Origin of the sequence: Prauserella sp. PE36 (genome assembly GCF_003311655.1) — a bacterium.
GTDB classification, from domain to species: domain Bacteria; phylum Actinomycetota; class Actinomycetes; order Mycobacteriales; family Pseudonocardiaceae; genus Prauserella_A; species Prauserella_A endophytica.
In genome coordinates, this window is the sequence record NZ_QEQT01000091.1 from 1 (window position 1) to 25,639 (window position 25,639).

General features: G+C 71.6%; 26 protein-coding genes. 17 read left to right on the forward strand and 9 right to left on the reverse strand.

Going from position 1 to position 25,639, the window contains the following annotated elements:
- Nucleotides 1-15: 15 nt before the first annotated feature.
- Both DI005_RS28225 and DI005_RS28230 read right to left on the reverse strand, forming a co-directional pair.
- Nucleotides 16-922, reverse strand: a protein-coding gene (locus DI005_RS28225; protein ID WP_369973583.1) for an IS5 family transposase whose coding sequence is annotated in 2 segments (ribosomal slippage) — nucleotides 16-553 and nucleotides 552-922 — 909 coding nt in all. Because the reading frame shifts where the segments join, the coding sequence is not laid out codon by codon here.
- 71 nt (nucleotides 923-993) lie between these two features.
- Nucleotides 994-1,626: a TetR family transcriptional regulator gene (locus DI005_RS28230; RefSeq protein WP_369973627.1), complete on the reverse strand. Its 633-nt coding sequence runs from the start codon at nucleotides 1,624-1,626 to the stop codon at nucleotides 994-996.
- Nucleotides 1,627-1,733: 107 nt separating this feature from the next.
- Here DI005_RS28230 and DI005_RS28235 point away from each other — a divergent pair, with 107 nt between their 5' ends.
- From DI005_RS28235 to DI005_RS28245, 3 genes are read left to right on the forward strand one after another with little or no spacing between them, the layout of a single operon-like run.
- Entirely contained in the window at nucleotides 1,734-2,798 is a 1,065-nt protein-coding gene (locus tag DI005_RS28235) for a ferredoxin reductase (RefSeq protein ID WP_113644155.1), read from the forward strand.
- 13 nt (nucleotides 2,799-2,811) lie between these two features.
- On the forward strand, nucleotides 2,812-3,933 hold the full coding sequence (locus DI005_RS28240) for an acyl-CoA desaturase (RefSeq protein WP_113644156.1): 1,122 nt from the start codon (nucleotides 2,812-2,814) through the stop codon (nucleotides 3,931-3,933).
- Between the two features lie 13 nt (nucleotides 3,934-3,946).
- The gene (locus DI005_RS28245; protein ID WP_112275265.1) at nucleotides 3,947-4,177 is read left to right on the forward strand and encodes a hypothetical protein; all 231 of its coding nucleotides are present in this window, start codon (nucleotides 3,947-3,949) and stop codon (nucleotides 4,175-4,177) included.
- Here the strand turns inward: DI005_RS28245 and DI005_RS28250 are convergent.
- Complete coding sequence (locus DI005_RS28250; RefSeq protein WP_112275267.1) at nucleotides 4,160-4,984, reverse strand: MBL fold metallo-hydrolase; 825 nt, start codon at nucleotides 4,982-4,984, stop codon at nucleotides 4,160-4,162. The two genes, DI005_RS28245 and DI005_RS28250, sit on opposite strands and share 18 nt — an antisense overlap.
- Nucleotides 4,985-5,072: 88 nt before the next feature.
- Between DI005_RS28250 and DI005_RS28255 the strand changes: the two genes are divergently transcribed.
- Both DI005_RS28255 and DI005_RS28260 read left to right on the forward strand, forming a co-directional pair.
- Nucleotides 5,073-5,642 (forward strand): NUDIX hydrolase, encoded by a 570-nt coding sequence (locus DI005_RS28255; protein ID WP_113644157.1) that lies wholly within the window; start codon nucleotides 5,073-5,075, stop codon nucleotides 5,640-5,642.
- A gap of 31 nt (nucleotides 5,643-5,673) precedes the next feature.
- Complete coding sequence (locus tag DI005_RS28260; protein ID WP_112275271.1) at nucleotides 5,674-7,161, forward strand: MFS transporter; 1,488 nt, start codon at nucleotides 5,674-5,676, stop codon at nucleotides 7,159-7,161.
- A 128-nt stretch (nucleotides 7,162-7,289) separates the two neighbouring features.
- Here DI005_RS28260 and DI005_RS28265 read toward each other — a convergent pair whose 3' ends face one another.
- Together DI005_RS28265 and DI005_RS28270 are read right to left on the reverse strand one after the other, a co-directional pair.
- Complete coding sequence (locus DI005_RS28265) at nucleotides 7,290-8,294, reverse strand: Gfo/Idh/MocA family oxidoreductase (RefSeq protein ID WP_113644158.1); 1,005 nt, start codon at nucleotides 8,292-8,294, stop codon at nucleotides 7,290-7,292.
- Nucleotides 8,295-8,311: 17 nt separating this feature from the next.
- Nucleotides 8,312-9,316, reverse strand: coding sequence for a LacI family DNA-binding transcriptional regulator (locus DI005_RS28270; protein WP_112275275.1), 1,005 nt, complete (start codon nucleotides 9,314-9,316; stop codon nucleotides 8,312-8,314).
- Nucleotides 9,317-9,440: 124 nt separating this feature from the next.
- Here DI005_RS28270 and DI005_RS28275 point away from each other — a divergent pair, with 124 nt between their 5' ends.
- Genes DI005_RS28275 through DI005_RS28315 form a run of 9 tightly spaced genes read left to right on the forward strand, consistent with a single transcriptional unit; the run spans nucleotide 9,441 to nucleotide 17,973 of the window.
- A complete protein-coding gene (locus tag DI005_RS28275) occupies nucleotides 9,441-10,334 on the forward strand; it encodes a TIM barrel protein (RefSeq protein WP_112275277.1) in 894 nt (297 codons plus the stop codon).
- A gap of 23 nt (nucleotides 10,335-10,357) precedes the next feature.
- Nucleotides 10,358-11,365, forward strand: coding sequence for a sugar ABC transporter substrate-binding protein (locus tag DI005_RS28280; protein WP_113644159.1), 1,008 nt, complete (start codon nucleotides 10,358-10,360; stop codon nucleotides 11,363-11,365).
- Nucleotides 11,362-12,405: an ABC transporter permease gene (locus DI005_RS28285; protein ID WP_112275281.1), complete on the forward strand. Its 1,044-nt coding sequence runs from the start codon at nucleotides 11,362-11,364 to the stop codon at nucleotides 12,403-12,405. The genes DI005_RS28280 and DI005_RS28285 overlap by 4 nt, the downstream gene beginning before the upstream one ends.
- A complete protein-coding gene (locus DI005_RS28290) occupies nucleotides 12,402-13,181 on the forward strand; it encodes an ATP-binding cassette domain-containing protein (RefSeq protein ID WP_112275283.1) in 780 nt (259 codons plus the stop codon). Before DI005_RS28285 ends, DI005_RS28290 begins: the two co-directional genes overlap by 4 nt.
- Complete coding sequence (iolC, locus tag DI005_RS28295; protein WP_113644160.1) at nucleotides 13,178-14,113, forward strand: 5-dehydro-2-deoxygluconokinase; 936 nt, start codon at nucleotides 13,178-13,180, stop codon at nucleotides 14,111-14,113. Before DI005_RS28290 ends, iolC begins: the two co-directional genes overlap by 4 nt.
- A complete protein-coding gene (locus tag DI005_RS28300; RefSeq protein WP_113644161.1) occupies nucleotides 14,110-14,997 on the forward strand; it encodes an aldolase in 888 nt (295 codons plus the stop codon). The genes iolC and DI005_RS28300 overlap by 4 nt, the downstream gene beginning before the upstream one ends.
- Entirely contained in the window at nucleotides 14,994-15,884 is an 891-nt protein-coding gene (gene iolB / locus DI005_RS28305) for a 5-deoxy-glucuronate isomerase (RefSeq protein WP_113644162.1), read from the forward strand. The genes DI005_RS28300 and iolB overlap by 4 nt, the downstream gene beginning before the upstream one ends.
- Nucleotides 15,881-17,716 (forward strand): 3D-(3,5/4)-trihydroxycyclohexane-1,2-dione acylhydrolase (decyclizing), encoded by a 1,836-nt coding sequence (iolD, locus tag DI005_RS28310; RefSeq protein WP_113644163.1) that lies wholly within the window; start codon nucleotides 15,881-15,883, stop codon nucleotides 17,714-17,716. The genes iolB and iolD overlap by 4 nt, the downstream gene beginning before the upstream one ends.
- Nucleotides 17,717-17,721: 5 nt before the next feature.
- Nucleotides 17,722-17,973 (forward strand): ABC transporter permease, encoded by a 252-nt coding sequence (locus DI005_RS28315; protein ID WP_369973628.1) that lies wholly within the window; start codon nucleotides 17,722-17,724, stop codon nucleotides 17,971-17,973.
- Between the two features lie 110 nt (nucleotides 17,974-18,083).
- Here DI005_RS28315 and DI005_RS28320 read toward each other — a convergent pair whose 3' ends face one another.
- Nucleotides 18,084-19,196 (reverse strand): glycosyltransferase, encoded by a 1,113-nt coding sequence (locus tag DI005_RS28320; protein WP_113644164.1) that lies wholly within the window; start codon nucleotides 19,194-19,196, stop codon nucleotides 18,084-18,086.
- A 64-nt stretch (nucleotides 19,197-19,260) separates the two neighbouring features.
- Between DI005_RS28320 and DI005_RS28325 the strand changes: the two genes are divergently transcribed.
- Nucleotides 19,261-19,974, forward strand: coding sequence for a Clp protease N-terminal domain-containing protein (locus DI005_RS28325; protein WP_113644165.1), 714 nt, complete (start codon nucleotides 19,261-19,263; stop codon nucleotides 19,972-19,974).
- Nucleotides 19,975-19,978: 4 nt separating this feature from the next.
- Here DI005_RS28325 and DI005_RS28330 read toward each other — a convergent pair whose 3' ends face one another.
- Both DI005_RS28330 and DI005_RS28335 read right to left on the reverse strand, forming a co-directional pair.
- Nucleotides 19,979-20,878: a nitroreductase/quinone reductase family protein gene (locus DI005_RS28330; RefSeq protein WP_113644166.1), complete on the reverse strand. Its 900-nt coding sequence runs from the start codon at nucleotides 20,876-20,878 to the stop codon at nucleotides 19,979-19,981.
- A 770-nt stretch (nucleotides 20,879-21,648) separates the two neighbouring features.
- A complete protein-coding gene (locus DI005_RS28335) occupies nucleotides 21,649-22,113 on the reverse strand; it encodes a hypothetical protein (RefSeq protein ID WP_233520340.1) in 465 nt (154 codons plus the stop codon).
- Between the two features lie 131 nt (nucleotides 22,114-22,244).
- Here DI005_RS28335 and DI005_RS28340 point away from each other — a divergent pair, with 131 nt between their 5' ends.
- Complete coding sequence (locus DI005_RS28340; protein ID WP_112275296.1) at nucleotides 22,245-22,598, forward strand: YciI family protein; 354 nt, start codon at nucleotides 22,245-22,247, stop codon at nucleotides 22,596-22,598.
- A 10-nt stretch (nucleotides 22,599-22,608) separates the two neighbouring features.
- Here the strand turns inward: DI005_RS28340 and DI005_RS28345 are convergent, their stop codons facing one another.
- Nucleotides 22,609-23,535 carry a VOC family protein gene (locus DI005_RS28345; RefSeq protein ID WP_113644167.1) on the reverse strand — a complete coding sequence of 309 codons (927 nt, stop codon included), beginning with the start codon at nucleotides 23,533-23,535 and terminating at the stop codon, nucleotides 22,609-22,611.
- Between the two features lie 261 nt (nucleotides 23,536-23,796).
- Here DI005_RS28345 and DI005_RS38335 point away from each other — a divergent pair, with 261 nt between their 5' ends.
- Nucleotides 23,797-24,759 (forward strand): hypothetical protein, encoded by a 963-nt coding sequence (locus tag DI005_RS38335; protein ID WP_158559912.1) that lies wholly within the window; start codon nucleotides 23,797-23,799, stop codon nucleotides 24,757-24,759.
- Nucleotides 24,760-25,639: the final 880 nt, after the last annotated feature.

Consider the following 25,639-nt stretch of genomic DNA (forward strand, 5'->3'; position numbering starts at 1 on the left):
CTAGGTCGTGTCTCCTTATTGCCGAAGCCATAGGGTGATCGCGCGGAGGACGATGCCTCCTCGGTAGACGGCGGCGAGCTTGTCGTAGCGAGTGGCGATGCCGCGCCATTGCTTGTGGTCGTTGAAGGACCGTTCGATCACGTTGCGCCGCTTGTAGGTCAGGGCGTCGAACTCGGGTGGGCGGCCTCCGGCGGCGCCACGCCGTCTGCGGTGAGCAATCTGGTCTGCGGGCTGTGGGATCACGGTCTTGATGCCCCGGGCTCGCAGTCTGGCTCGAATCGCTCGGGATGAGTAGGCCTTGTCGCCGATCAAGGCCTCGGGGCGAGTGCGCGGCCGACCTGGACCGAGCCGTTTGACGGCCAGGTGGGACAGCAGCGGCGCGAGCATGGGGGAGTCACCGGCCTGGCCGGGTGTGAGTGCGATGACCAGCGGGCGGCCGCGGCCGTCGACGAGCTGGTGGATCTTGGTCGACATCCCGCCCCGCGAGCGTCCCAGCGCATGATCAAGCGGCTCGGCGCGTAGATCCTTGTAGTTCGGCTCAGCCCCCTGTGGGCCGCCGACCTGCGGGATGTTCGACCCGTCGCAGGGTGACCGCGTGCTGGTGGGCGCGGTTGATGGTGGAGTCGACCGACACCGTCCAGTCCACCCCGCCGGCGGCGTCAGCCTCAGCGACCAGCCGAGCGTGGATCTTATCCCAGGTCCCATCGGTCGAGAACCGCTTGTGCCGCTTCCACAGCGTCTGCCACGGTCCGAACGACTCAGGCAGGTCCCGCCACGCGATCCCGGTCCGGAATCGGTAGACGATCCCCTCGACCACCTGCCGGTGATCCCTAAACGGCCTGCCTCGCTGGCCATCCGAGGACGGCATCAGCGGCTCAATCCGAGCCCATTGAGCGTCAGTAAGCACCGCAAACCGTGACATGCGATCAACAATCCCAGCTCACACCGCAGATCTTTAGGAGACACGCCCTAGGCGCGGCCTACCCTGCCCGGTCAGCCTGCGCTTCGCCAGCCGGGCACGCCGAGGGTGATCAGCCGGAGCCGTTTCTCGGCCGTGCGGATGATCCGCTCGTCGGCCTCGGTGTCGCCCTGGCGGGCCTCCAGCAGGTCCAGCACCGTGCCCAGCATGGCCGTGACGATGAGGTCGGCCATCATGTTCAGGTCCTCGGTGCTCCACTCCCGCAGGTACTCGAAGCGCGCGAGGTCCACGGCGAGCTCGCGGGAGAACAGCCGCAGTTCGATGCCGATCGCCTGGCGTACCTCGCCGGTGCCGCCGTAGCGCTCCCTGATCAGGAACCAGTAGTGCGCTTCGTTCGCGCGCACGTGCTCGGCGAGCGTGCGCACCGACGCGCGGATGATGCCGGTGGACGTCCTCGGGTCGTTGCGGGCCGAGCGGATCATCCCGCGCAGCGTGCGCATGGACTCCTCCACGAGCGCGACGCCGAGGGCCTCCATCGACGCGAAGTGCCGGTAGAACGCCGTCGGCACGATTCCCGCCTGTTTGGTCACCTCGCGCAGGCTGACGCCGCCGAAGCCGCGTTCGGCGAACAGCCGCAGCGCGGTGTCCAGCAGCGCGCGCCGGGTGCGCTCCTTGCGCTCGTGCCGGCTCACCGGTTCCACAGTCACGGCGTTCAGCGTACGTACGTCCACGTTGTAGGCCACCTCACATTGCGGGCTTCGAGCAGCCCCCCCACTATTGAGTGTACGGGTGTGCACTGAATTGGAGGTGTGAGATGGGCAGACTCGCCGCACTCGCCGGCGCGCTGCTCACTCCGCACGGCATCGACCGCTACCTCGAACTGATCGACCCGATGCTCGTGCGCGAGGAGATCAGGGCCGAGGTCACCGAAGTCCGCAGGCAGACGCCGGGCACGGTGACGCTCACGCTGCGTCCGAGCAGGGCGTGGCCTGGCTTCACCGCGGGCCAGTACATGCGCGTGTCTGTGGACATCGACGGTGTGCGCCGTACCCGCTGCTACTCGCCAGCGGGCTCGGCGCACCGGCCGGACCGGCTTGAGCTGACGATCAGGGCTCACGAACACGGCCTGGTGTCGCGGTACCTGCACCACACCGCGCGGCCAGGGCTCGTGTTCGGGTTGTCCCGGCCGGAAGGCGTGTTCACGCTGCCACAAGCCCGTCCGGAGAAGCTGTTGCTGATCAGTGGCGGCAGCGGCATCACCCCGGTGCTCTCGATGCTGCGCACGCTCGCCGACGAGGACCATCGCGGAGAGGTGACGTTGCTCCACTACGCGGCCACCGCCGCCGACGTGCCCTATCGCGAGGAGCTGGCGTCGCTCGGCACGCGGCCGGGCACCCGCGTGGTGCTCGCCCACACCCGGGACGGAGAGGGACACCTGCGCGGCCGTTTCGGCGAGCGGCACCTGGCCGAGGCCGCGCCGTGGTACCGCGACGCGCGGACCTACCTGTGCGGTCCCGAACCGCTGCGGGACGCCGTCTCGAAGCTCTACGCGGAGGCGGGTTTGAGTGAACGCCTGCACACTGAGGAGTTCACGCCACCCGCGCTGCGGCTCGACACCGGCGGCGCGAGCGGGCGCGTGCGCTTCGCCCGCAGCGGCACCGAGGCCGACAACACCGGCAGGCCGCTGCTGGAGCAGGCCGAGGCCGCGGGCCTGAGCCCCGAGCATGGCTGCCGGATGGGCATCTGCTTCTCGTGCACGCAGGTGAAGGCGAAGGGCGCCGTGCGCGACGTGCGCTCCGGCGAAGTGTCCGACGACGAGAACGAAGAGATCCAGCTGTGCATCTCCGTCCCCGTCGGGGACGTCGAGATCGACTGTTAGGGAGACGACGACCATGACCGGACTGCAGGACCGCCTCACGCCGCAACAGGTCGAGGACTTCGGACGGGAGATGGACGAGCTGCGCCAGCGCGTCGTCGCCAACCTCGGAAAGTCCGATGTGGACTACATTCAGAACGTCATCAAGATCCAGCGCAGTCTGGAGATCTCCGGGCGGGCGCTGCTGTTCGCCGGGTTCTTCCCGCCCGCGTGGATCGCCGGGGTCGGCGCGCTGTCGCTGTCGAAGATCCTCGACAACATGGAGATCGGCCACAACGTCATGCACGGCCAGTACGACTGGACCCGCGACCCGGCGCTCAGCTCCCAGCGGTTCGAGTGGGACACGGTGGCACCGGCGGAGAACTGGCGGCACTCGCACAACTACATCCACCACACCTACACCAACATCCTCGACAAGGACCGCGACGTCGGCTACGGGATCCTGCGCATCGACCCCGAGCAGAAGTGGCACCCGTACTACCTGGGCAACCCGGTCTACGCCGTGGTGCTCGCCTTCATGTTCCAGTGGGGCGTGATGCTGCACGATCTCGAGTTCGACCGGGTCGTCAAGGGCGAGCGGAAATGGTCGGAGTTCGCGGAGGTCCGCAAGCGCATGCTGCGCAAGGCGTCGCGTCAGGTCGGCAAGGACTACGTGCTGTTCCCGCTGCTGACCGGCCCGCTCGCGCCGCTGACGCTGCTCGGCAACGCCTCGGCGAACGTGGTGCGCAACCTGTGGGCGTTCTCGATCATCTTCTGCGGGCACTTCCCGGCCGACGTGGAGAGCTTCACCGAGCGGGAGACGGAGGGCGAGAGCAGGGGCCAGTGGTACCTGCGCCAGATCCTCGGCTCCGCCAACATCACCGGCGGCCCCCTGTTCCACATACTCTCGGGCAACCTCTCGCACCAGATCGAGCACCACCTCTTCCCGGACATCCCGGCCTGCCGGTACCCGAAGATCGCGCCCGAGGTGCGCGCGATCTGCGAGAAGTACGGCCTGCCGTACCACACCGGTCCGCTGCACAAGCAGCTCTTCTCGGTGGCGAAGAAGCTCGTCAAGCTGGCCTTGCCCGGCGGTAAGGGTGCGGACGAGCCCAAGGCCAGTACGCTGAACCGCGACCGGAACCTCAGTGCGGCGTAGGGACGACAGCGACATGGTGAGTCGGTTCGAGAGCGGCAAGGACACGGTGCAGGTGCTGACCGAGTCCGCGGCCACGCACATCGGCAACATCGCGGGGATCGTCACCGGTGCCGTGCGCGACATCGCGCGCGAGACCGGCGACTGGCTGACCGACGTGATCGAGATGCGCGAGGCGGCGCAGCGGGCGCGGGAGGACGACGAACGTACCGCCGGTGAGGCGGACGGATCACTCGGGCGCGAGTGATCTCGCGAGGCCGGTGAGCGGGAGGCTTTCGCCGCGCCGCAGCAGCCGCACGCTCGTGCCGGGGTGCCGCCTCGCCGCCTCGTCGAGGAAGTTCGAAATCGGCGACGTGAAGTTGCGGTAGTCATCGAAGTGCACGGGCACGGCGTGCGCCGGATCGAGCAGCTCCAGCAGCTCGCCGCCTTGCCGGTCGTCCATCGTCACCAGCATGCCGAGCACCCTCGTGCCGCCAAGATGCAGCACGGCGAGGTCGATGCCGGGAAGCCGCTCGCGGATCTCACGCAGCTCGTCGTGCACCACCGTGTCGCCGCTGACGTAGATGCGCAGCCGCCGGGAGTCTGGCGCGGCGACGTAGTCCCAGACGGTGCCCATCACGGGCGGCAGCACCTTGCCGAGCACGCCGGTGGAGTGCCGCGCGGGCACGGCTGTGACCGTGAGTGTCGCGCCCCGCTGGCGCAGGGTCTCCGCCGACCACGTCGCGAGCGGCACCGGCTCGCGGAACCCGTGGCGCCGCAGCCGCCGCGCCGCGTGGCCGGTGGTGAGGATCGGCAGGTCGGGGGCGAGTCCTCGCCGCGCGACACGGTCGAAGTGGTCCCCGTGCAGGTGGGAGAGCACCACGGCGTCGAGCGGCGGCAGCTCCGCGATCCCTGCCGACGGCTCGGTGCGCCGCCGCGAGAACAGGCCCTGGCCGAAGTAGCACCACTGACCCCGGTGCAGGAAGTTCGGATCGGTGAGCACCGTGAACGGGCCGAGCCGCACCAGCGTCGTCGCCGTGCCGATGAACGTCAGTGAGTCCTCGCGGGGAAACATCGCCGTGGGCTACCCGCACGGCCGCGGCGTAACCTCCCGATCATGACCGTCCACAACGGAGCGTCCACGATGGCGCTACGCTGCGTTCATGGCTGACGCTCTCGCTCCGTTGACGCGGCTGCTGGACCGGTATCGTGCGCAGGATCCCGTGGAGGAAGCCGACCTCGCTCGCGTGCGCGAGCTGGTGGAGACCAGCGACGCGCCCTGGGACCGGTCGACGCCGCTGCACGTCACCGGATCGGCGTTCGTCGTGCACCCGGGAACGAACCGGGTCCTGCTGCGCTGGCACGAGCGGCAGCAGGCGTGGCTGCACGTCGGCGGTCACTTCGACCCAGGTGAGAACGACCCGCTCGACGTCGCACTGCGTGAGGGCCGGGAGGAGACGGGGCTGCGCGACCTCGCGCCGTGGCCGGACGCGGAGCTGGTGCACCTCGCGATCGTGCCGGTGCCCGCGAAGGGCGCCGAGCCCGCACACGAGCACGCCGACCTGCGCTTCGTGCTCGCCACCGGCGTACCCGGCACGATCACGGCCGAGCGGCCCGACGCGCCTCTGCGCTGGCTCACGCTGCCCGAGGCGCTCGAGTCGAGCGACCTGCCGAACCTGCGCGAGAGCCTGGCCCGCGTGGAGCGGCTGGTTCGTCTTCCAGGGGTGAGGTGACGGGTGCCTCGAGAGGGCACCGTGTGTCCTCATGAGCACCGCGACCACCTCGGCGCACAGCGGCGTCCTCGGGACGGCGTGCGTCTCCACGTTCGTCGTCAACGCCAACACCTCGGCGGTCAGCATCCTGCTGCCCTCGATCGGCTCCGACCTCGGCGTCTCGATCGACCTGCTGCAATGGGCCGTGACCGGGTACATGCTGGTCGGGGCGGCCACGATCGTCACGTCGGGCGCGCTCGGCGACGTGTTCGGCAGGCGGAGGATGTTCGTCTACGGGCTGCTGCTGTTCGTGGTCTCGTGCGTGTTGATCGCGCTCGCGCCCGGCGGCTGGCTGGTGATCGTGGGCAGGGTGATCCAGGGCGCGGCGGGCGCGGCGATCGTCGCGTCGGGGCTGAGCCTGCTCTCGGTGGTCACCACCGGGCCCGCGCAGATGCGCGCCGTGGCGCTGTGGGGAGGGGCCGCGGCTGCGGGCGCAGCGGCTGGGCCCGTGCTCGGCGGTGTGCTCAACGAGGCGACCGGCTGGCAGGGACTGTTCTGGATCGACGCGGGCATCGCCGCCCTCTGCGTGCCGTGGGTGTTGCGCACGGTGCCGGAGTCGCGCGACCCCGCGCGCCCACGCAAGATCGACGTGGCGGGCACGCTGCTGGTGGCCGCCGTGCTCGCGCCCTTCGTGTTCGCGATGACGGAGGGCTCGTCGTGGGGCTGGGCGTCGGTGCCCACGCTGGTGTGCCTGGTGATCTCGGTGGTGGCGGCCGTGGTGTTCGTCGCCGTCGAACGCAGGGTGGCCGCGCCGCTCGTGGACCTGCGGCTGCTGCGCAACACGCGACTGGTGGGCGCGACCACGGCCATCCTCATCGGGGCCGGGGCGATCGCGGGACTGTCGCTGCTGATCAGCCTGTACTTCCAGGAACCGGCGACGTTCGGGATGAGCAGCCTGGAGGCCGGGCTCGCGACGCTGCCACTCGCGGCGCTGGTGATTCTGGCGGCTCCCGCCGTGACCCCGCTGGCGCACAAGTTCACGCCCCGCGCGGTGATCATCGCCGGGTTCGTGCTGATGACGGCCGGGTTCGCGGTGCTCGGCGCAGTCGGGCCGTCGTGGACGTACTGGGCGATGCTGCCTGCCCTGGTCGGAATCGCCGTCGGGCTCGCGCTGTCCAACGGGCCCGCGTCGTCCATCGCGACCGCGTCGGTGGCCGAGGAGGAGGTCGGCGCCGCGTCGGGGATCTCGAACATGGCCAGGTACGTGGGCGGCGCGGTGCTCACCGCGGTCGCCGCCGGAATCTACGGGTCGGTGACCGCGAACCGCGAGGCTGCGGGCGATCCGAGAGGCTCGTCGCTGGCCGACGGGCTCGCCGTGTCGTGCCTCGCGCTGGCGATCTTCTCGGCGTCGGGGATCGTGCTGGGCTTGCTGGCGGCCCGGCGTGCGCGCCGCCCCCGGCCGCTCGACTACGCCGCCGCCGCGGCGGCGACCGCCCACACTCTCCCGGTGCACACCGCGGAACGCGCCCCGCTGGGGTGACCCCGCGGTTGCAGTGAAGGCCACCTTCACTGCGTTGGATCAACACAGCGGCGCGCAGCGTCTCCGTTTGGGTGGTGGTGGGAGACGGGTGGGCGCAGGGATGGTGGCCTTCACTGCGTTGGATCAGGTCAGCCGGATCGGACCTCCGCGAGGGCTACCGGGCGGTGTTCGGCGCGGGAGATCTCGCACGCCTCGGCGACGTAGAACGCCTCCAGCGCGTCCGCCGGGGTGCACGGGCTGGGGCTGCGGCCGGCGACGACCTGCGTGAACGTCTCCAGTTCACGGACGTAGGCGGGGGCGAAGCGCTTCAGGAAGTGCGGGTACGGGGGCCCGGCGGGCCGGTCGATCCCGGGCTCTGCGGACGTGAGCGGGGTCCGCTCGTCGAGCCCCACGGCGATGCTGTCGTGCTCGCCCAGCAGTTCCAGCCGCACGTCGTAGCCCGCGCCGTTGTAGCGGGTGGCTGAGACGAGCGCGATGGTGTCGTCGTCGAGCGTCAGCACGGCGGCTCCCGTGTCCACGTCGCCGGCCTCGGCGAAGAACGCCGCACCGCGGTTGGTGCCCAGCGCGTAGACCTCGGCCACCTCGCGGCCGGTGACCCAGCGGATGATGTCGAAGTCGTGCACGCCGCAGTCGCGGAACAGCCCGCCGGAACGGGGCACGTACTCGGCGGGCGGGGGAGCCGGGTCCAGCGTGGTCGCCCGCAGCGTGTGCAGCCTGCCGAGCTCGCCGGAAGCCACGGCGGCGCGCGCGGCGGCGTAGCCCGCGTCGAACCGCCGCTGGAACCCGATCTGCACGGGCACCCCCGAGCCCTCGGTGGCCTCGATGACCTTCAGCGTGCCCGCGAGGTCCGCCGCGACGGGCTTCTCGCAGAACACCGGGATCCCCGCCGCGACCGCCCTGCCGATGAGCTCGGGGTGGGAGTCGGTGGCCGTGGCGATCACCAGCCCGTCCGGCGCCGAGGCGAACAACGCGTCGAGGTCGGCGACGAACTCCGCGCCGAGCCCGGCCGCCGCCACCCGCGCGCGCTCCGGGTCGAGGTCGGTGACGAGCAGCGACTCGACCTCCGGGATGCCGCGCAGGATCCGCGCGTGTGCCGTGCCGATGCGGCCGATACCGGCGAGTCCTAACCGCATGTGCCGCCCTTTCGTGGTCAGTTCGGGGGAGCGCCGGTGGTGCCCCTCGGCACCAGCGACGGGTGGAGCAGGTGCCGTGCCGGGGCGGTCCGCTCGCCGCGCACCCGCTCGAGCAGCGCCTCGATCGCGAGCCTGCCCATCTCCAGCCTCGGCTGGTCGACCGTGGTCAGGGAGACACGGCGGAGCGCCGAGAACGACGTGTTGTCGTAGCCGACCACCGAGATGTCCTCGGGAATGCGCAGGCCCTCCTCCTCCAGCGCGGAGATGGCGCCGAAGGCGTTGAAGTCGTTGCCGCAGAACAACGCCGTGGGTCTTTCGGCGCGCGAGACCGTGTCGAGCAGGTGGCGGACGGCCTTCTCCCCGGCGGTGTCGGTGTGCTCGCTCGGCAGCACCACGGGAGTGAGCCCGTGTGCCTTCATGGCGAGCCGGTAGCCGCGCCGCCGGGCCGCCGCGGTGGTGGCGGTGCCGCCGTCGAGGTGTGCGATGCGGCGGTGCCCGAGCGAGACGAGATGCTCGACGGCGAGGGCGGAACCGGCCACGCCGTCGTCGTTCACGGTGTCCACAGTGGACAAACGGGAGCCGCGGGAGACCAGCACCACGGGGCACGTTCGCGCGGCGGCCTCGATCGCGGACGCAGGCAGCACGGGGGAGAGCAGCACGACCCCGGCGGGGTGGAAGGAGAGCAGGTTGCGCAGTGCGGCCTTTTCCCTGCCGGGACTGCGGGAGCCGGAGTTGAGCACCAGCTCGAACCCGGCCTCCCTCGCCGCGCCCTCCAGCCCCTCGATCACGTCGGCGAAGAACGCGTTGCGCAGGTCCGAGACCATCACGCCGAGCACCGTGGACGTGCGGCTCGCCAGTGCCCTCGCCATGACGTGCGGCTGGTAGCCCAGCTCGTCGGCCGCCGTGAGCACGGCCTGCCGCCGCCGGTCGCTGACCTTCGGCGAGTTGTTGAGGACGAGGGAGACCAGTGCCCTCGACACGCCCGCACGGGCGGCCACGTCCTCCATCGTCGGTCGTGCCAACACGCCCTCCGCAAGAAACCGCTCCGCGACGCACTTGACAGTGCCGCTCGGGACGCTACACGCTTGGAGCGCTCCAACCAATAGAGCGCTCCAACGGCGGAGCGCCCGGGAGGGACGCACCCTGATGACGTCGCCGTCGCGGTTTCGTGTGGCAGGAGCCCCGATCTCGTGGGGTGTGTGCGAGGTGCCGGGCTGGGGCACGCAGCTCGACGTCACCACGGTGCTTGGCCAGATGGCCGAACTGGGTCTGGGGGCTACGGAGCTCGGGCCGCCGGGCTACCTGCCGACGGAACCCGGGGCGCTGCGGGCGTTGCTGAGCGAGTACGCGCTGGGGCTTGTCGGCGGTTTCCTCGCCGTGCCCATGCACACCGAACCGGAGCGCGCCCGCGCCGCCGCCGAGGAGTCCGCCGCGCTGCTCGCCGAGTGCGGGGCGGAGGTGCTCGTGCTCGCCGCCGCGACAGGGCTCGACGGCTACGACGAACGGCCCGCGCTCGACGACCGGGGCTGGCGCGCGCTCGTCACCACGGCGGAGGAGATCCAGGTCCTCGCGCGACGGCACGGGCTGCGCGCGGTCCTGCACCCGCACGTCGGCACCCACGTCGAGCGGGAGGACGAGGTGGAGCGCTTCCTCGCCGACTCGTCGCTCCCGCTGTGCCTGGACACCGGGCACCTGCTGGTCGGCGGCACCGACCCGGTGGCGCTCGCCCGGCGGCACCCCGCGCGCATCGGGCACGTGCACCTCAAGGACGTCCGCGCGGACCTCGCCGGGCGGGTGCGCGCAGGGGAACTCGACTACACCGCCGCCGTCGGACAGGGCCTGTACGTGCCGCTCGGCGACGGCGACGTGGACCTCGCGGCGATGGTCGGCTTCGTCCGCGCCGCGGGCTACCCCGGCTGGTACGTGCTCGAACAGGACACCGTGCTCGGCGAGCACGACACGGGCGACCGGCCGAAGCGGGACACCGCGCGCAGCCTGGCCTACCTGAACGACCTCGTCAGCCGGCTGCCCGCCGGCTGAGCCGAACCGACTGGAGAGAGACGATGAAGTCCGAATCCACTCACAGGTTCCTTCCGAAACGACGATGGCTCGCCGCGGCGGGACTCGCCGGCGCCCTCGCGCTCACCGCGTGCGCCGGGCCCGAGGGCGAGGAACCCGCCTCGCAGGAGGGCCAGAACCAGCAGGCGCAGGGCGACCTGACCGTCTCCGTGATCTCGCACGGCACGGCGGGCGACGCGTTCTGGAACGTCGTCAAGAACGGCGCCGAGGCGGCGGGCCGCGACCTGGGGGTCCAGGTCGAGTACACCGCGGACGGTGACCCCGGCGCGCAGGCTCGGCTCATCGACAACGCCGTGGCACAGCGGGTCGGCGGGCTCGTGGTGTCGATGGCCAACCCCGATGCGCTCGGGCCGTCCATCCAGCGCGCGGTGCAGGCGGGAATCCCGGTGATCACGATCAACTCCGGCGAGGACCGCAGCGCCGAGTTCGGCGCACTCACGCACGTCGGGCAGAACGAGACCGTCGCGGGCGAGCAGGCCGGTGCCGCGTTCGCCGACGCGGGCAAGCGCAAGATGCTGTGCGTCATCCACGAGGCCGGCAACATCGGCCTCAACCAGCGTTGCGACGGCGCGCGTGAGGGTTTCTCCGGGCAGGTCAGCAATCTCCAGGTCGACATCAGCAACCCGACCGACGTCGAGTCGCGGATCAGGGGAGCCGTGCAGACCGACCCGTCGATCGACGCGGTGCTGACGCTGAACTCGCAGGTCGCCGCACGCGCCGCGAGCGCGATCGAGGCCGCGAACTCGAACGCCGAGGTGGCGACGTTCGACCTCAACGCCGACGTCGTCTCGGCCATCAAGTCCGGCGAGGTGCTCTTCGCCGTCGATCAGCAGCAGTACCTCCAGGGCTACCTGCCAGTGCAGTTCCTCAAGCTGTATCGCGACAACGCCAACGTGGTCGGCGGAGGGCGGCCGGTGCTCACCGGGCCGGACTTGGTGGAGCGGGACAACGTCGACCGCATCGGCCAGTACGTGGAGCGGGGCACGCGATGACCGTCGCGCCACCCACGCCCGTCGACGAGCGCGTCGCGGCGCCCCGCCTGCTGGACCGGCTCGTGGTCCGGCCGGAGATCGGGGCGCTGCTCGGGGCGATCGTGGTGTTCGTGTTCTTCTCGCTCGTCACCGACCAGTTCCTGAGCCCGGGAGGCGTCTCGACGTGGCTCGACGACGCCTCGACGCTCGGGATCATGGCGGTGGGGGTGTCGCTGCTGATGATCGGCGGGGAGTTCGACCTCTCGGCCGGTGTGATGACCGCGTCGACAGCGCTGGTCACGGCGATACTGGCGACCGAGGCGGGCTGGAACGTGTGGGTGGCGCTGGGCGCCTCGCTGGTGTTCGCGCTGCTGGTGGGCGGGTTCAACGGCTGGCTGGTGATGCGTACCGGCCTGCCGAGCTTCATCGTCACCCTGGGCACCTTCCTCGCCCTGCAGGGGCTGAACCTCGGGGTGACGCGGCTGCTGACGGGCACCGTGCAGGTGTCGGGTGTGCGGGCCGCGGACGGCTACGAGTCGGCCGGGATGCTGTTCGCGTCCACGATCGAGATCGGGGGCACGGAGTTCCAGGTGTCGATCCTGTGGTGGATCCTGGTGGCGGCGGTCGCGGCGCTCGTGCTCGTGCGCACGCCGTTCGGTAACTGGATCTTCGCGGTGGGCGGCTCGGCCGTCAGCGCCCGCGCCGTCGGCGTTCCGTTGGTGCGCACCAAGATCCTGCTGTTCATGACAACGGCGTTCGCGGGCTGGATCGTCGGCTCGATCAACATCCTGCGGTTCGACAGCGTGCAGGCCAACCAGGGCATCGGGCAGGAGCTGCAGTTCATCATCGCCGCGGTGGTGGGCGGGTGCCTGCTCACCGGTGGCTTCGGGTCGGCGATCGGGGCAGCGATCGGCGCGCTGATCTTCGGCATGGCGCGGCAGGGCATCGTCTTCGCGGGCTGGGACAACGACTGGTTCATGTTGTTCCTCGGCGTGATGTTGCTCGCCGCGGTGCTCGTCAACAACACGTTCCGGCGGCGCGCGGAGAGGGTGCGGAGATGACTCCCCTGATCGAGGTCACCGGCATCGGTAAGTCCTACGGCAGCGTCCACGCGCTGCGGGACGTGTCCACTGTGGTCAACGCGGGTGAGGTCACGTGCGTGCTGGGCGACAACGGTGCCGGTAAGTCGACATTGATCAAGATACTGGCCGGGGTGCACCAGCACGACTCCGGGGAGCTGCGGGTCGGCGGCGAGCCGGTGCGGTTCTCCTCGCCGAGGGACGCGCTCGAGGCGGGCATCGCGACCGTCTACCAGGACCTCGCGGTCGTGCCGCTGATGAGTGTGTGGCGCAACTTCTTCCTCGGCTCGGAGCCGACGATCGGGTTCGGGCCGGTCAAGCTGCTCGACCGGCGGAAGGGCAAGCGGGTCACCAAGCAGGCGCTCGCGGAGCTGGGCATCGACCTGCGGGACGTCGAGCAGCCGGTGGGCACGCTCTCCGGCGGTGAGCGGCAGTGCGTCGCCATCGCGCGGGCCGTCCACTTCGGGGCAAAGGTGCTGATCCTCGACGAGCCGACCGCGGCGCTCGGCGTGAAGCAGGCGGGGATCGTGCTGCGGCACGTCGCGCAGGCGCGTGATCGCGGCCTCGGCGTCGTGCTCATCACCCACAACCCGCACCACGCCTACCCGGTGGGCGACCGGTTCCTGCTGCTCAAGCGGGGTGCGCCGCTGGGCACCTACGAGAAGTCGGAGATCGACCTCGGGGAGCTGACCAGCCAGATGGCGGGCGGCGCGGAACTGGCGGCGCTGGAGCACGAGTTGCGGTCGGTGGAAACGTGACGCTGGAGGCGCTCACCGTGGGCCGCGTCGGGGTGGACCTCTACCCCGAGCAGAGCGGTGTGCCGCTGGCCGAGGTCAGGACGTTCGCGAAGTCGCTGGGCGGCACGGCGACCAACGTCGCGGTGGCGGCGGCGCGGCTGGGCAGGCGCACCGCCGTGCTCACCAAGGTGGGCGCCGATGGCTTCGGCGACTACGTGCGCACGGCGCTGCGGGGCTTCGGCGTGAGCCCCGACCACGTGGGCACCGCGCCGGAGTTGCGTACTCCGGTGGTGTTCTGCGCGCTCGACCCGCCGGAGGATCCTCCGCTGCTGTTCTACCGTGAGCCGCTCGCGCCCGACCTCTCGCTGACGGAGCGGGACGTGCCGTGGGACGTCGTGGAGGCCGTGCCCCTGCTGTGGGTCACGGGCACGGGCGTGTGCGCGGAACCGGCGCGCGGCACGCAACGGGAGATCCTGCGGCGCCGGGATCGCCGGACCCACACGGTGCTGGACCTGGACTACCGGCCGATGTTCTGGCCGGACGAGGGCACGGCACGCGCGGAGATCGGCGCGCTGCTGGAGCACGTGACCGTCGCCGTGGGCAACCGGACCGAGGCGGAGATCGCCGTGGGCACCGCGGAACCGGCCGAGGCGGCGAAACGGATGCTCGAACGCGGCGTCGAGCTCGCCGTCATCAAGCAGGGCGGTGACGGCGTGTACGTCGCCACGCGAGAGGGCGCGTGGACGGTGTCACCCCGGTCCGTCGACGTCGTGTGCGCGCTGGGTGCGGGCGACGGCTTCGGCGGGGCACTCGTCCACGGCCTGCTGTCGGGCTGGGAACCGCCGCGGATCGCCGCCTACGCCAACGCGGCGGGCGCGATCGTCGCCTCCCGGCTCGCGTGCGCGGACGCCATGCCCACGGCCGACGAGATCGAGAGGACACTGGCGAGTTGATCACCGAGGAGCAGTGGGCGGACCTGTTGCGGGTGCGCGCGACCGATCCGCGCGCGGTGCGCCGGGCCTACGACCGCCGGAAGCGCAGAGCGAGCCTGCTGTCGGAGCGCGGCACGCTCTTCCTCGTGGCCGCCGACCATCCGGCGAGGGGCATGCTGGGCGTCGGCCCCGATCCGCTCGCGATGGCCGATCGCAGGCGGCTGCTGGAGCGGCTGCTGGTCGCGCTCGCCGACCCCGCCGTCGACGGCGTGCTCGGCACCCCCGACGTGGTGGAGGAGCTGTTGCTGCTCGGCGCGCTCGACGGCAAGGTGGTGCTCGGCTCGATGAACCGGGGCGGGCTCGCCGGCGCCGACTGGGAGATCGACGACCGGTTCACCGCCTACACTGCCCGTTCCATCGTCGACTGTGGACTCGACGGCGGGAAGATGCTGCTGCGGATCGTGGACTCCGATGCCGGGACGGCGCCCACTCTGGAGTCGTGCGCGCGGGCGGTGTCCGAGCTCGCCGGGGCCGGGCGGCTCGCCATGGTGGAGCCACTGCCGTACGCCCGTGACGGCGGCACGCTGGTGCTGCGGCGCGACGCGGCTTCACTCGCCCGCGCGATCGGCGTGGCCTCCGGCCTTGGCGTCACGTCGGCGTACACGTGGCTCAAGCTGCCGAGCGTGCGGGAGGCCGTTGTGCTCGACGCGACGACGTTGCCCGTGGTGGTGCTCGGCGGGGTGCCGTCGGGGGACTACGCCGCCGATCTCGAGCAATGGGGCGCGACCCTGCGCCACCCCGTGGTGCGAGGGCTGGTCGTCGGCCGTTCGCTGCTGTACCCGCCGGACGGCGATGTCGCCGGTGCGGTGGCCGCCGCGGCGCGAATGCTGGAGAAGTCCCGATGAGCGCCCTGCATCGCCCGCACGGGACGCTCGCCGACGGGGCCGACCCGGTGCGGCTGTACCCGGAGGACGCGGGCTGGGCCTACACCGGGCTGCGCGTGCTGACCCTGGAGCCGGGCGAGCCGCGCACGGTCACTACCGGCGAGTTCGAGGCGTTCGTGCTGCCGCTCTCCGGCGGGTGCGAGGTCACCGTCGACGAGGAGCGCTTCGTGTTGCGCGGGCGGTCGTCGGTGTTCACAAGGGTCACCGACTTCGCCTACGTGCCACGGGATGCCGAGGTCAAACTGTCCGCTGTGGAGGGTGCGGAGATCGCGCTGCCGATGGCCCGCTGCGAGCGCAGGCTCGTGCCCCGCTACGGACCCGCCGAGCTGGTGCCGGTGGAGGTGCGGGGCGCGGGCAACGCGACCCGCCAGGTCACCAACTTCGGTGTCCCCGGGGTGTGGGAGCACGCCGACAAGCTCAACGCGTGCGAGCTGATCACCCCGGACGGCAACTGGTCCTCCTACCCGCCGCACAAGCACGACGAGGCAGGCGAGTGCGAGGTCGTCAACGAGGAGATCTACTACTTCCGCATCGCCGGGCGCGACGGGACCACGCCGAGCACGGCGGGCTTCGGGCTGCACCGCACCTACACCGCCGACGGGGAACTGGACGAGGACGTGGCCGTGCGCGACGGCGACGTGTTCCTGATCCCGCGCGGCTACCACGGCCCGTGCGTGGCGGCGCCGGGTTACCCGATGTACTACCTCAACGTGCTCGCCGGGCCCGGCCCCGAGCGCTCGATGGCGTTCTGCGACGACCCCGCCCACGGCTGGGTCAGGGACACGTGGCGCGATCTGCCTGCCGACCCGCGCTGCCCGGTGACCGGAGCCGAAGGGAGGCGGGGGTGAGACTGACGACCGCGCAGGCACTGGTGCGCTGGCTGGTGGCGCAGCGCGCCGAGCTGCTCGACGGAACCGAGGTGCCGTTGTTCCCAGGCGCGTTCGCGATCTTCGGCCACGGCAACGTGCTCGGCCTCGGCAGCGCGCTCGAGGAGCATCGCGACCGGCTGCCGGTGTGGCGGGGGCACACCGAACAGGGCATGGCGCTCGCCGCCGTCGGCTACGCCAGGGCCGTGCACCGGCGTCAGGTGGGCGTGGTGACGTCGTCGATCGGACCCGGTGCGCTCAACATGGTCACCGCCGCAGGGGTCGCGCACGCCAACCGCCTGCCGTTGCTGCTCCTGCCCGGCGACACGTTCACGGGCCGCGCGCCCGATCCGGTGCTACAGCAGGTGGAGCACTTCGGCGACCCGGCGGCCACCGTCAACGACGCCTTCCGCGCCGTGAGCCGCTACTTCGACCGCGTCGTCCGGCCCGAGCAGCTGGCGCACACCCTGCCCCAGGTGGCGAGGGTGCTCACCGATCCGGCCGAAACCGGTCCGGTTACGCTCGCGCTGCCGCAGGACGTGCAGGCCGAGACGTTCGACTTCCCCGGCTCGCTGTTCGAGCCCGTTGTGCGGCGGGTCCCTCGGCCCCGCCCGGACACCCGCGAGGTCGCCGAGGCCGCCGACGTGCTGGGAAAGGCCCGGCGCCCCCTACTCGTGCTCGGCGGGGGCGTGCGCTACTCCGGCGCGGAGCGGGAGGCGCTCGCGTTCGCGCGCGAGCACGACTTCCCCGTCGTCGAGACCACCGCGGGCCGCACCCTGGTCCCGCACGACGAGCCCCTCTACGCGGGCCCACTCGGCATCACCGGCTCCGCCTCGGCCAACGCACTCGCGGCCGAGGCCGACGTGGTGCTCGCCGTCGGCACCCGGCTGCAGGACTTCACCACCGCGTCGTGGACGGTGTTCGACCCCCGGGTGCGCCTGGTGACCCTCAACGTCGCGCGGTTCGACGCGGTCAAGCACGGGGCCACGGCGGTGGTGGGCGACGCGCGCGAGGGGCTGGCCGAGCTCACCTCGGCGCTCGCGGGCCGCGGCGTCGTCGACCCGGCGTGGACCATGCGGGCGGCCATGGAGCGGGCGCGGTGGGACGACTACGTCGACGGCCTGCGCGCACCCGGCGAGGGGCTGCCCACCTACGCGCAGGTGGTGGGCGTGGTCAACGACGCCGCTGAGCCGGGGGACTACGTCATGACCGCGTCGGGCGGGCTGCCGGGCGAGCTGGTGGGCGGCTGGCGGGCGAAGGACACCGCGAGCATGGACGTCGAGTACGGCTTCTCGTGCATGGGCTACGAGCTCGCCGGCGCGTGGGGCGCGGCGCTGGCCCGCGACGGCGTGGTGACGACGCTGCTCGGCGACGGCTCGTACCTGATGCTCAACTCGGAGCTGTTCTCAGCCGCGTTCGCCGGGCATCCCTTCGTCGCGGTGGTGTGCGACAACGACGGCTACGCCGTGATCGCGCGCCTGCAGGAGGGCCAGGGCGCGCCCGCGTTCAACAACCTCTACGCCGACTGCGCCTCGGCACACGAGAACCCGCCGCGCGCCGACTTCGCCGCGCACGCCGAGGCGCTGGGCTGCGTCGCGTTCGCCGCCGCCGACCTCGCCGGGTTCCGCGACGCCTACGTCAAGGCGCGTCAGGCCGCGCGCACGCAGCGCAGACCCGTGGTCGTGGTGCTGCGCACCGACCCGGCCGCCTGGACCGACGCGGGGGCGTGGTGGGAGGTCGGCGTTCCACCGCACCTGCCCGGCCACGCCGAGTACGAGGTGGGCAAGGCCCGCCAGCTGCGTTACCGCGCCTGAGCGTCGTGCGGGCGCGGCAGGCGGCGGACGAGACGCTGACGACGCTGCTGCTCGCCCTCGGCGGGATCGCGCTGCTGGTCGGCGGCATCGGCGTGGCGAACACGATGGTGATCGCCGTGCTCGAACGCCGTGCGGAGGTGGGCCTGCGCCGTGCCCTCGGCGCGACCAGGGCCCATGTGCGCAGGCAGTTCCCGGGCGAGTCGGTGCTGCTCGTGGGCTCGGTGGGATCGGCGGCGTGGTGCTGGGCGGCGCGGTGACGGCGGTGTTCGCGGCGAGCCGCGACTGACCGTTCGCGCTGCCCGTGTGGGTGCTCGGCGGCGCGGCCGGTGCCACCGTGCTCGTCGGCGCGCTCGCGACGATGTGGCGGTCAGCGGAATGCCTCGTCGGTGGTGGGTACGCGCGCCAGTTCGCCGGCGAGCTGGCGCGCCCGCGTTCGGTAGGCGGGCGTGGTGAGCACCGTGTCGAGCGCCGCCCGCAGGCTCGCCGCGTCCGGTGTGGTGTGAACGCCCGCGCCCGCCTCGGCGACCCGCCGCGCGTTCAGGTGCTGGTCCTCGGCGAAGAGGGGCGCCACCACGAGCGGAGCCCCGGCCGCGAGCGCGCCGAGTGTCGACCCGCCGCCGCCGTGACACATCACTGCGGCGGCATGGCCGAGCACCGTGTTCTGGTCGACCCAGCGTTCCACGCGCACGTTCGGCGGCGGTTCGCCAAGCGTTGCGGGATCGAGCCCATGGCCCACGGTCAGCAGCACGTCGGCGTCGAGCCCGGCGACGGCGGCCAGCGCCTCGGGGTAGACCGGCACCGCGTCGGAGAGCGCGCCCGTGACGCTGCCGAACGTCGCGTAGACGAACGGTCGTCCCGCGCGCTCGCCCGGCGAGGCCCAGGCCGCGTCGCGGAACCGTCGTGTCCGTGGGGGATCCGGCACGGTCGGATCCTCGAGCCCGGCGGGGAACAGGGTCAGGTACGGCGATTCGTGCAGGCGGGTGGCGTCCGGGTCGGGAGGCAGGCCGGACGCGCGGCGCAGCCCGTCGACACTCTCCGCCGCGTAGCGCAGGAACCGCTCCTCCATGACGCCGAGCCCGATCGCGATCCTGGCGTGCGGCACGTCGTGCAGCTCCGCGGCCACGGCGGCGGCGAACTCGGCGCTCTCCCGCACCACGACGTCCGGCCCCCAGTCCGCGATCGTCTCCGCGAGCCGGGGGAGTGCGGCGCGAGGCCGGAGCCTGCCGAAGATCTCCCCGCACATGAACGCGTTGGCCTCGTCGTGCGGCAGTGTCGCGAGGATCTCGTAGGCCGCCGCCACCGCGTCGGCGGGCGGGTCGTCGACGCGCCGGAATGCCGCACCGGTCGCCTCCGCGGTGCTCGCGAGCGCGTCCGGCCCGGTGACCAGCACGTCGTGGCCGGTACGCAGGCACGACCGCACGAACGGAGCCATCGGGCCGAAGTGCCCGGCTCCCGCGGTCGAGGAGAACAGCACCCGCATCACCTCACGATACGCCGTCAACCCAGAGTTGACGAGGCGCGAATCGTCAACCTATGGTTGACCCGTGACCGAACCCATCCAGATCCGTCTCGACGACCTGATCGAGTCGATCAAGAAGGTGCACACCGACGTCCTCGAGCAGCTCACCGACGCCGTGCTCGCCGCCGAGCACCTCGGCGAAGTGGCCGACCACCTGATCGGCCACTTCGTCGACCAGGCCCGCCGCTCCGGCGCGTCCTGGACCGACATCGGCAAGAGCATGGGCGTCAGCAAGCAGGCGGCACAGAAGCGTTTCGTGCCGAAGCCGGACGCCGTCCTCGACCCGGACGACCTCGGCCGGTTCACCCCGCGCGCCAAGAACGTCGTGCGGCTGGCGCAGGAGGAGGCGCGCGCCGCGGGCAACCCCGAGGTCCTTCCCGAGCACCTCGTTCTCGGCCTGCTGGGCGACCAGGAATCCCTCGCCGCCAAGGCGATCGTCGCGCAGGGAATCGCGCTCGCCGCCGTGCGGCAGGCCGCCCTCGCCGCCCTGCCGGCGAAGGCCGGGAGCGTGCCCGATGCCGTGCCCTACGCCGCCACCGCGCGCAAGGCACTGGAACTGACGTTCCGGGAAGCGTTGCGGCTGGGCCACAACTACATCGGCACCGAGCACGTCCTCCTCGGTCTGCTGGAACACGAGGGCGACGCCGGCGTGCTCACGGGCCTCGGACTCGACAAGGCCGACGTGGAGGCCAACGTGCTCGCCGCGCTCGCCGAGGTCGTCGCCAACCGTCCACAGTAGAGGATCAGACCGGCGGGAACGGAACGGACTCCAGCACCGGCAGAAGCTGCTCCTCCTCGTAGTCCAGGTGCGAGTTCAGCTCGGCCGACATCCGCTCCAGCTCCGCACGGAACCGTGCCGGGCCGGTGCTGGTGATGTCGGCGAGCAGCTTCTCCAGCTCCTCCCTGATGCGCGAGACCGTGCCGTGCTCGGCCCGGAGGCGTGCGATCGCCTCGCGCAGGTGCGGGTACTCCCGCTCCAGGTTCGGCAGCAGCACCGCCTCCTCGCCGCCGTGGTGGACGTGCAGTCCCTCGCAGAAGGCCAGGCAGTGCTGGCGCAACCGCAGGCTGAGCCCCGGTGGCCTGCCGGCGGGTTGCGCGAAGTACTCGTCTGCCTGGGCGCGGAGCTCGGCGAGCTGTGCCCGGAGCCACGTGTGGATCTCGACGAGCTTGGCGGCGAGCGTCGTCACCTCGGCGGGTTCCGTGGTCCACCGCGCCCGTTGCAGGACCACCACGGGAAGCTCACGTGCGGTGCGGGCCTGGTAGTCGCCGAAGCCCGGTTCCCTGGCCACGACCTGCTCGAACAACCGCTGGCGCTCGGCACCCTCGGCGGGAACGGCGATGGCGTCGAAGGTTTCGGTGCCCAGCTCGACCCTGACCGCGGGATGGGCGAGCAGGTTGTGGTACCAGGCGGGGTTGCGCGGTCCGCCACCCGCGGAGCCGACGATCACGAGCTCGCCGTCGACGCGGAGGTACGCGAGCGGAGAGGTGGTCTGCTGGCCTGATCTCGCGCCCACAGTGGTGAGCAGCAACAGGTCCCCGCCCTCGAATGGGCCGCCGACCCTGCCGCCGTTGGCGCGGAACTCGTCGACGACGGCCTGGTTGAAGGGCGCGACCTTGGCAGGTGCGTTCGGATGTGCTGGCAAGTAGGAATCTCCTTCGGTACGGGGAAGAACGGCAGGAACGCACGACAAAGTGGCGCCCTGGCGCGAGGAAATGCGGACACACACGCACGCGACCGTGCGGATGTGGCGGGAGAGAAGAACGCGGCGAGGCGGAAAGCCTCTGCCACTACGGCAAAATCAGCCGGCGTCCGTGAAGTGAGTACTCACGATGGACCCCCTAGTGATGACGGTGCCTCCATGCCGACCACCTTCAACCCGGTTGGCGACACGCGACACGAGCGCCATTACACCCGAACCGTGATCGTCCTGTCAACGTGAGGAAAAGCGGGAGAATCGCCATGATCGGGGGAATCCTGAGCGGATATGTCGAATCCGATCAGGATTCCCATGCGAGCTGTCACGCGATGGGTGCTCACGCCGGACCCACCCGAGCCCTCGTTCGCCGAGGTGCTCATCGGCTCGCCGTTCGGCCCGCGGATCGGGGACGGGCCGCCGTTCTTCGGCCCGCCGGGCTGGACGCCGCACCCGGCCTGCTCGGCTGGACGGCCGAGCGCCGGTGCGGCGGTGGAGTGTCTCAGCCACGCGAGCGGACGGCTCCCGTGCTCGCCGCCCCGGTGGAACCGGACCTGCTCGCGCACCAGCCCTAGTAGCGGCGGAGGCCGCGCAGCGGCAGGCGTGGCCGGTCGGGTCGCTGCGGTACCCCGTCGTCACTGGCGACGTCGCCACGGTGGCGCGGACCCTGAGGGAACCCGCACCCACCCACGGGCAGCGCTCCTCGCGCTGCAGCTTTCCTAGGCGGCGTCGGCGTCGGCCTCGATGCGGCCCTGCGCGGCGGCGGCCATGCTCGCGCGGCACGTGCGCACGATCTGGCGGGTCGCGGCTCCCTCGGGACTGCGCCCGCAGCGGGGGCAGCTCACCGACACGTGCCACGTCAACTGGTCGACGGCGACGTTCGCCGCGGTCGAGCAGTCCCGGCACCAGCGGTGACCTGTGACCACGAAGACGTGCTGCGGGCTCGCGATGCACTCGTGCACCCAGCGCCGGTGGGTGCGGCACGTCAGCCGCTCCAGCGGATCCAGTCCGTTCGGCTCGGCGGCGTCCTCAGCGGTGAGCGTCTGGGCGAGGGCGCGATCACGCAGCCCGGCGTAGGCGGGGTCCACCGGAGCGAGGCGATGCCCACGGTGCCGGTCGCGGCGCAGCAGCGGCGTGACGGCGGCGTCGGTGACGGTGGTCTGCGCGGTGCGGCGTTCGGACATCGTCGGCCTCCTCCCGGTGTGTGCCCCTCGGGCACCTTCTACCCATACGTCGAACCAGGTGCCGCCGAATCGACATGCCGCTGGGGAAGAATCCAGAATTCCGGAAGGTCCGACACCGCGAAGGAGCAGCCGTGCCGCACTACCTGCTCAGCATCTACCAGCCCGACGGCGACCCGCCGCCGCCCGAGGTACTGGAACCGATCATGCGGGATTTGGAGGCCGTGAACACCGAGATGCGAGAGGCGGGCGTCTGGGTGTTCGCGGCGGGACTGACAGCTCCGGACACGGCGAGTGTCGTGCGCGCCAAAGGCGGCGACGTGCTCGTCACCGACGGTCCCTACGTCGAGGGCAAGGAGCACATCGGCGGGTTCACGGTAATCCAGGCACCCGACCGCGAGACCGCGCTCGGCTGGGCCCGCAGGGTGGCCGAGGCCATCACGCTGCCGATCGAGGTCAGGGCTATGGAGGAGGGCGACCACTGCTGAGGACGGTCCCTCAGCGGGGCGTGTGCTCCGCCAGCTCCACGCGCACGCCGTCGGGGTCGGTGAGGAACACCGACCAGCCGGTCTCGTGCGTGCTGCCGGGCGCCGGGTTCCATCTCGGCGGCTCGCCGTTCGCGAGGCCGGCGGCCTCCAGGTAGCGGTGTGCCATCCTGGCGTCCTCGACGGCGAAGGCGATGTGTGCCAGCCCAGGCGCGTTTCCCGCGGAGCTCGCGGGGGCGGAGCCGGGTGGGTCGACCCACTGGAGCAGCTCGAGCCGGAACGGGTCGTCCTCACCGAGCTGGAGCGAGGCGCTCGCGACCTCGACCTGGCCGACCAGCCCCAACGGCAGCCCCGGCAGCAGCGTCGACGTCTCCTTCGCGGCCACGTCGAAGCCGAGGTGCTCGTACCACTCGATGCTGCGGGCCAGGTCCGTGCAGTTGAGCCGCAGGTGCGACAGCACGGGGCCGTCGGTATCGGTCAGGCGCGACTGGACCAGCTCCACCGTTACCCCGTCGGGGTCGAGCGTCCACGCGGTGGGGCCGGTGCCGGTGGGCCAGCCAGAGGGCAGCATCCGCGCGTCGCGGCCCGCCCTGGCCACGGCCGTGCGAACCGTGGCCACCGACTCCACCCGGAAGCCCACCGCCCTGAGGCCGGTCGTGGTTGCCGGTGTGGGCACCACCGTGTGCGCACGCGGCTCGTGCCACTGGGCGAGCTCCAGCGCGGGCGTCCGGCGCGACCAGCGCCGGTCCCAGAGGCGTGACCTGGTGCGATGCGCGGGCTGCGAGATGCCCAGTGCGGAGACGTCCGCGTCGGTGTCGGTGAACTCGCCTCGCTGCCGCAGGTCCAGCACTTCGCGGTAGAAACGGGCCGACTTCACCCGGTCGGCGGTGTTGAGCGTGCAGCGGAGGAACGCATGCGTGGCCGCGTCGTCACGTGGCATCCGGCATCCTCCTTAGGGTGACCTTAGGAGGGTAGTGCCGGACCCTTGGCACTGAACAGTTTCCGCGGCAGGACACCGCCGTGAGCTTCGTCCCAGATCAACGAGTTCGCCCCCCAGGGCCCACGGGCCTCCGAAATAGACACTGGCGCGGTGCCGTGTGCCGTTACGTGTCCTGGCCGTGACGGGTCCGTGTCCTGCGGTAACGCCCAGCTCCGGGGATCGATTCGTAGGTGTACCGGCCGCCTCACAGGGGAGCGCATCGTGGTCGAGAACTCTTCCTCGGGACTGTCGCTGCTGCCCGGCGAGGTGAGCGTGACGGTGACCCGCGAGGAACACCACCAGGCGGAGCTGGCGCGGTACGCCCCGGCCGGCGGTGAGCGTCGCGTGGTCGTGGAGCTGGGCTGGTGCACGATCACGTCGGGCAAGCACAGGGGAAGGCGGGCCGTGGAGGTGCGGCTCGACGGGCACCGCATCGGCGAGCTGACGTACCTGATGTCGCAGCGTTACGGGCCGCTCATGGAACGCGTCGGGGCCTCCGGGGGCAGGCCAGGGTGCGAGGCCCTGATCCAGCAGGGCGAGAAGAAGATCGAGGTCGTGCTGCGCCTGCCGAAGGACGCCCAGGGCGCCTTGCGACCGCCACCCGCCGAGCCGGTGACGATGCCCGTCCCGATCGTCCCCGCGCCGCAGCCGGAGACCGTGTTCCAGCCGGTTGCCGCACCGGCCCCGGCGCCGCGCCGTCCGTGGTACCTGCGCCGTCCACTGTGGATCGCCGCCGCGGTCTTCGCACTCTTCCTCCTGGTCGGCATCGTCAACGGTGGCGAGGACGACGGGCGGCAGCCGGCCTCCGACGTCGCCCTGCCGGCCCCCGCCACGACGACCACCACGCCGGTAACCACCACCGACGAGCCGGAGCCGACGACGGAAGCCCCCGAGCCGGAGCCGCCGGCCGCGCCGCCGGAGCCGACGTACCAGGAGCCCGCCCCCGACCCGGTGCGCTCGGAAGCGCCCGCACCGCCGCCCCCACCTCCACCGGCTCCCGAACCGGGGCCAGGGCCCGACTGTCACCCGAGCTACGAAGGCGCTTGTGTCCCCATCGCCCAGGACGTCGACTGCGAAGGCGGCAGCGGCGACGGTCCCGCCTACGTGCGTGGGCCGGTGATCGTGGTGGGCGACGATGTGTATCGCCTCGACAGAGACGGTGACGGGATGGCCTGCGAGGACTGACCGCTGACCGTCCCGTGTGGACAGCCAGGAGGTTGTCCGCGAGGTGATGGCCTCGTCGAGGTCGGCGGTGAGCGCTGGCCTCGTGCGCGGCCGGCCCCAGCCGTGCCTGTGGATGCTCGAGTCGAGGCGTCCGGCGTGCGGACGCGCACCTATCAAGCCGAGCCGTTCCACCGCTTCCCAGGGGACATGGCGGCCACCGGCAGGCCCCGACCGCGCCCGCTGGCCTCGGTGGTCTCTGGAGCGGCCACGCTCTCCTCCGCGACCCGAGCAGCCGGTTGTCCCTCCGGCGGGAGTCGGGACGGTGGTCCGGAACAGCGGTGCCGCGCCGAGCCGGCGCGCATCAGTGAGGTGGATCTCTCGCTCCTCAGCCGCGCCCGTCCCGGCGTGGTAGGGCGCCGGTGCGCATTCCCCCTGGTCAACGCGGTGACCAGGGGTGGAGCGCCCCCGGCGGGACTACCAAAGGATGGGAACGGGGCTGACCAAGGCCGTTCCATCGGCACGTTGACTCTTGAGGCGAGGTTCGAGCTTCCGGGCTCGGGAGCGAGGCCGTCATGAGTTCCAACTCACAGACAGTTGCTCGATTCGTGACGGTCACGATGAGTCTGGTCATCGGGCTGACCTTCCTCTTCGGCTTTGGGTGCGCCACGAGGCGCTGTTGTTTGCGGATGGAGGTGGAAGACCGTCCATCGCTTCGTTGTCGTAGCGGCGGGGTGAAGCTGGAGGCAGCCTGATCCCAGGGGTCGCTGGGTTGGGTGGGAGCAGCCTCGACAAAGTCGCGTCGGCCTGGCACTGCCGGACGGGTCGGGCGCGGTGAGCGAGACGGGAAGGTGTACGCGAGGAACCGGTTTCGTTACGCCTCTTCACGAATAGCCAGCTCTAA

Bases quoted from the DNA above. Each gene is read 5' to 3' on its own strand.
- DI005_RS28235 (WP_113644155.1), top strand. From the start codon at position 1,734: ATGGGCAGACTCGCCGCACTCGCCGGCGCGCTGCTCACTCCGCACGGC.
- DI005_RS28240 (WP_113644156.1), top strand. From the start codon at position 2,812: ATGACCGGACTGCAGGACCGCCTCACGCCGCAACAGGTCGAGGACTTC.
- DI005_RS28245 (WP_112275265.1), top strand. From the start codon at position 3,947: ATGGTGAGTCGGTTCGAGAGCGGCAAGGACACGGTGCAGGTGCTGACC.
- DI005_RS28250 (WP_112275267.1), bottom strand. From the start codon at position 4,984: ATGTTTCCCCGCGAGGACTCACTGACGTTCATCGGCACGGCGACGACG.
- DI005_RS28255 (WP_113644157.1), top strand. From the start codon at position 5,073: ATGGCTGACGCTCTCGCTCCGTTGACGCGGCTGCTGGACCGGTATCGT.
- DI005_RS28260 (WP_112275271.1), top strand. From the start codon at position 5,674: ATGAGCACCGCGACCACCTCGGCGCACAGCGGCGTCCTCGGGACGGCG.
- DI005_RS28265 (WP_113644158.1), bottom strand. From the start codon at position 8,294: ATGCGGTTAGGACTCGCCGGTATCGGCCGCATCGGCACGGCACACGCG.
- DI005_RS28275 (WP_112275277.1), top strand. From the start codon at position 9,441: ATGACGTCGCCGTCGCGGTTTCGTGTGGCAGGAGCCCCGATCTCGTGG.
- DI005_RS28280 (WP_113644159.1), top strand. From the start codon at position 10,358: ATGAAGTCCGAATCCACTCACAGGTTCCTTCCGAAACGACGATGGCTC.
- DI005_RS28285 (WP_112275281.1), top strand. From the start codon at position 11,362: ATGACCGTCGCGCCACCCACGCCCGTCGACGAGCGCGTCGCGGCGCCC.
- DI005_RS28290 (WP_112275283.1), top strand. From the start codon at position 12,402: ATGACTCCCCTGATCGAGGTCACCGGCATCGGTAAGTCCTACGGCAGC.
- iolB (WP_113644162.1), top strand. From the start codon at position 14,994: ATGAGCGCCCTGCATCGCCCGCACGGGACGCTCGCCGACGGGGCCGAC.
- DI005_RS28320 (WP_113644164.1), bottom strand. From the start codon at position 19,196: ATGCGGGTGCTGTTCTCCTCGACCGCGGGAGCCGGGCACTTCGGCCCG.
- DI005_RS28335 (WP_233520340.1), bottom strand. From the start codon at position 22,113: ATGTCCGAACGCCGCACCGCGCAGACCACCGTCACCGACGCCGCCGTC.
- DI005_RS28345 (WP_113644167.1), bottom strand. From the start codon at position 23,535: ATGCCACGTGACGACGCGGCCACGCATGCGTTCCTCCGCTGCACGCTC.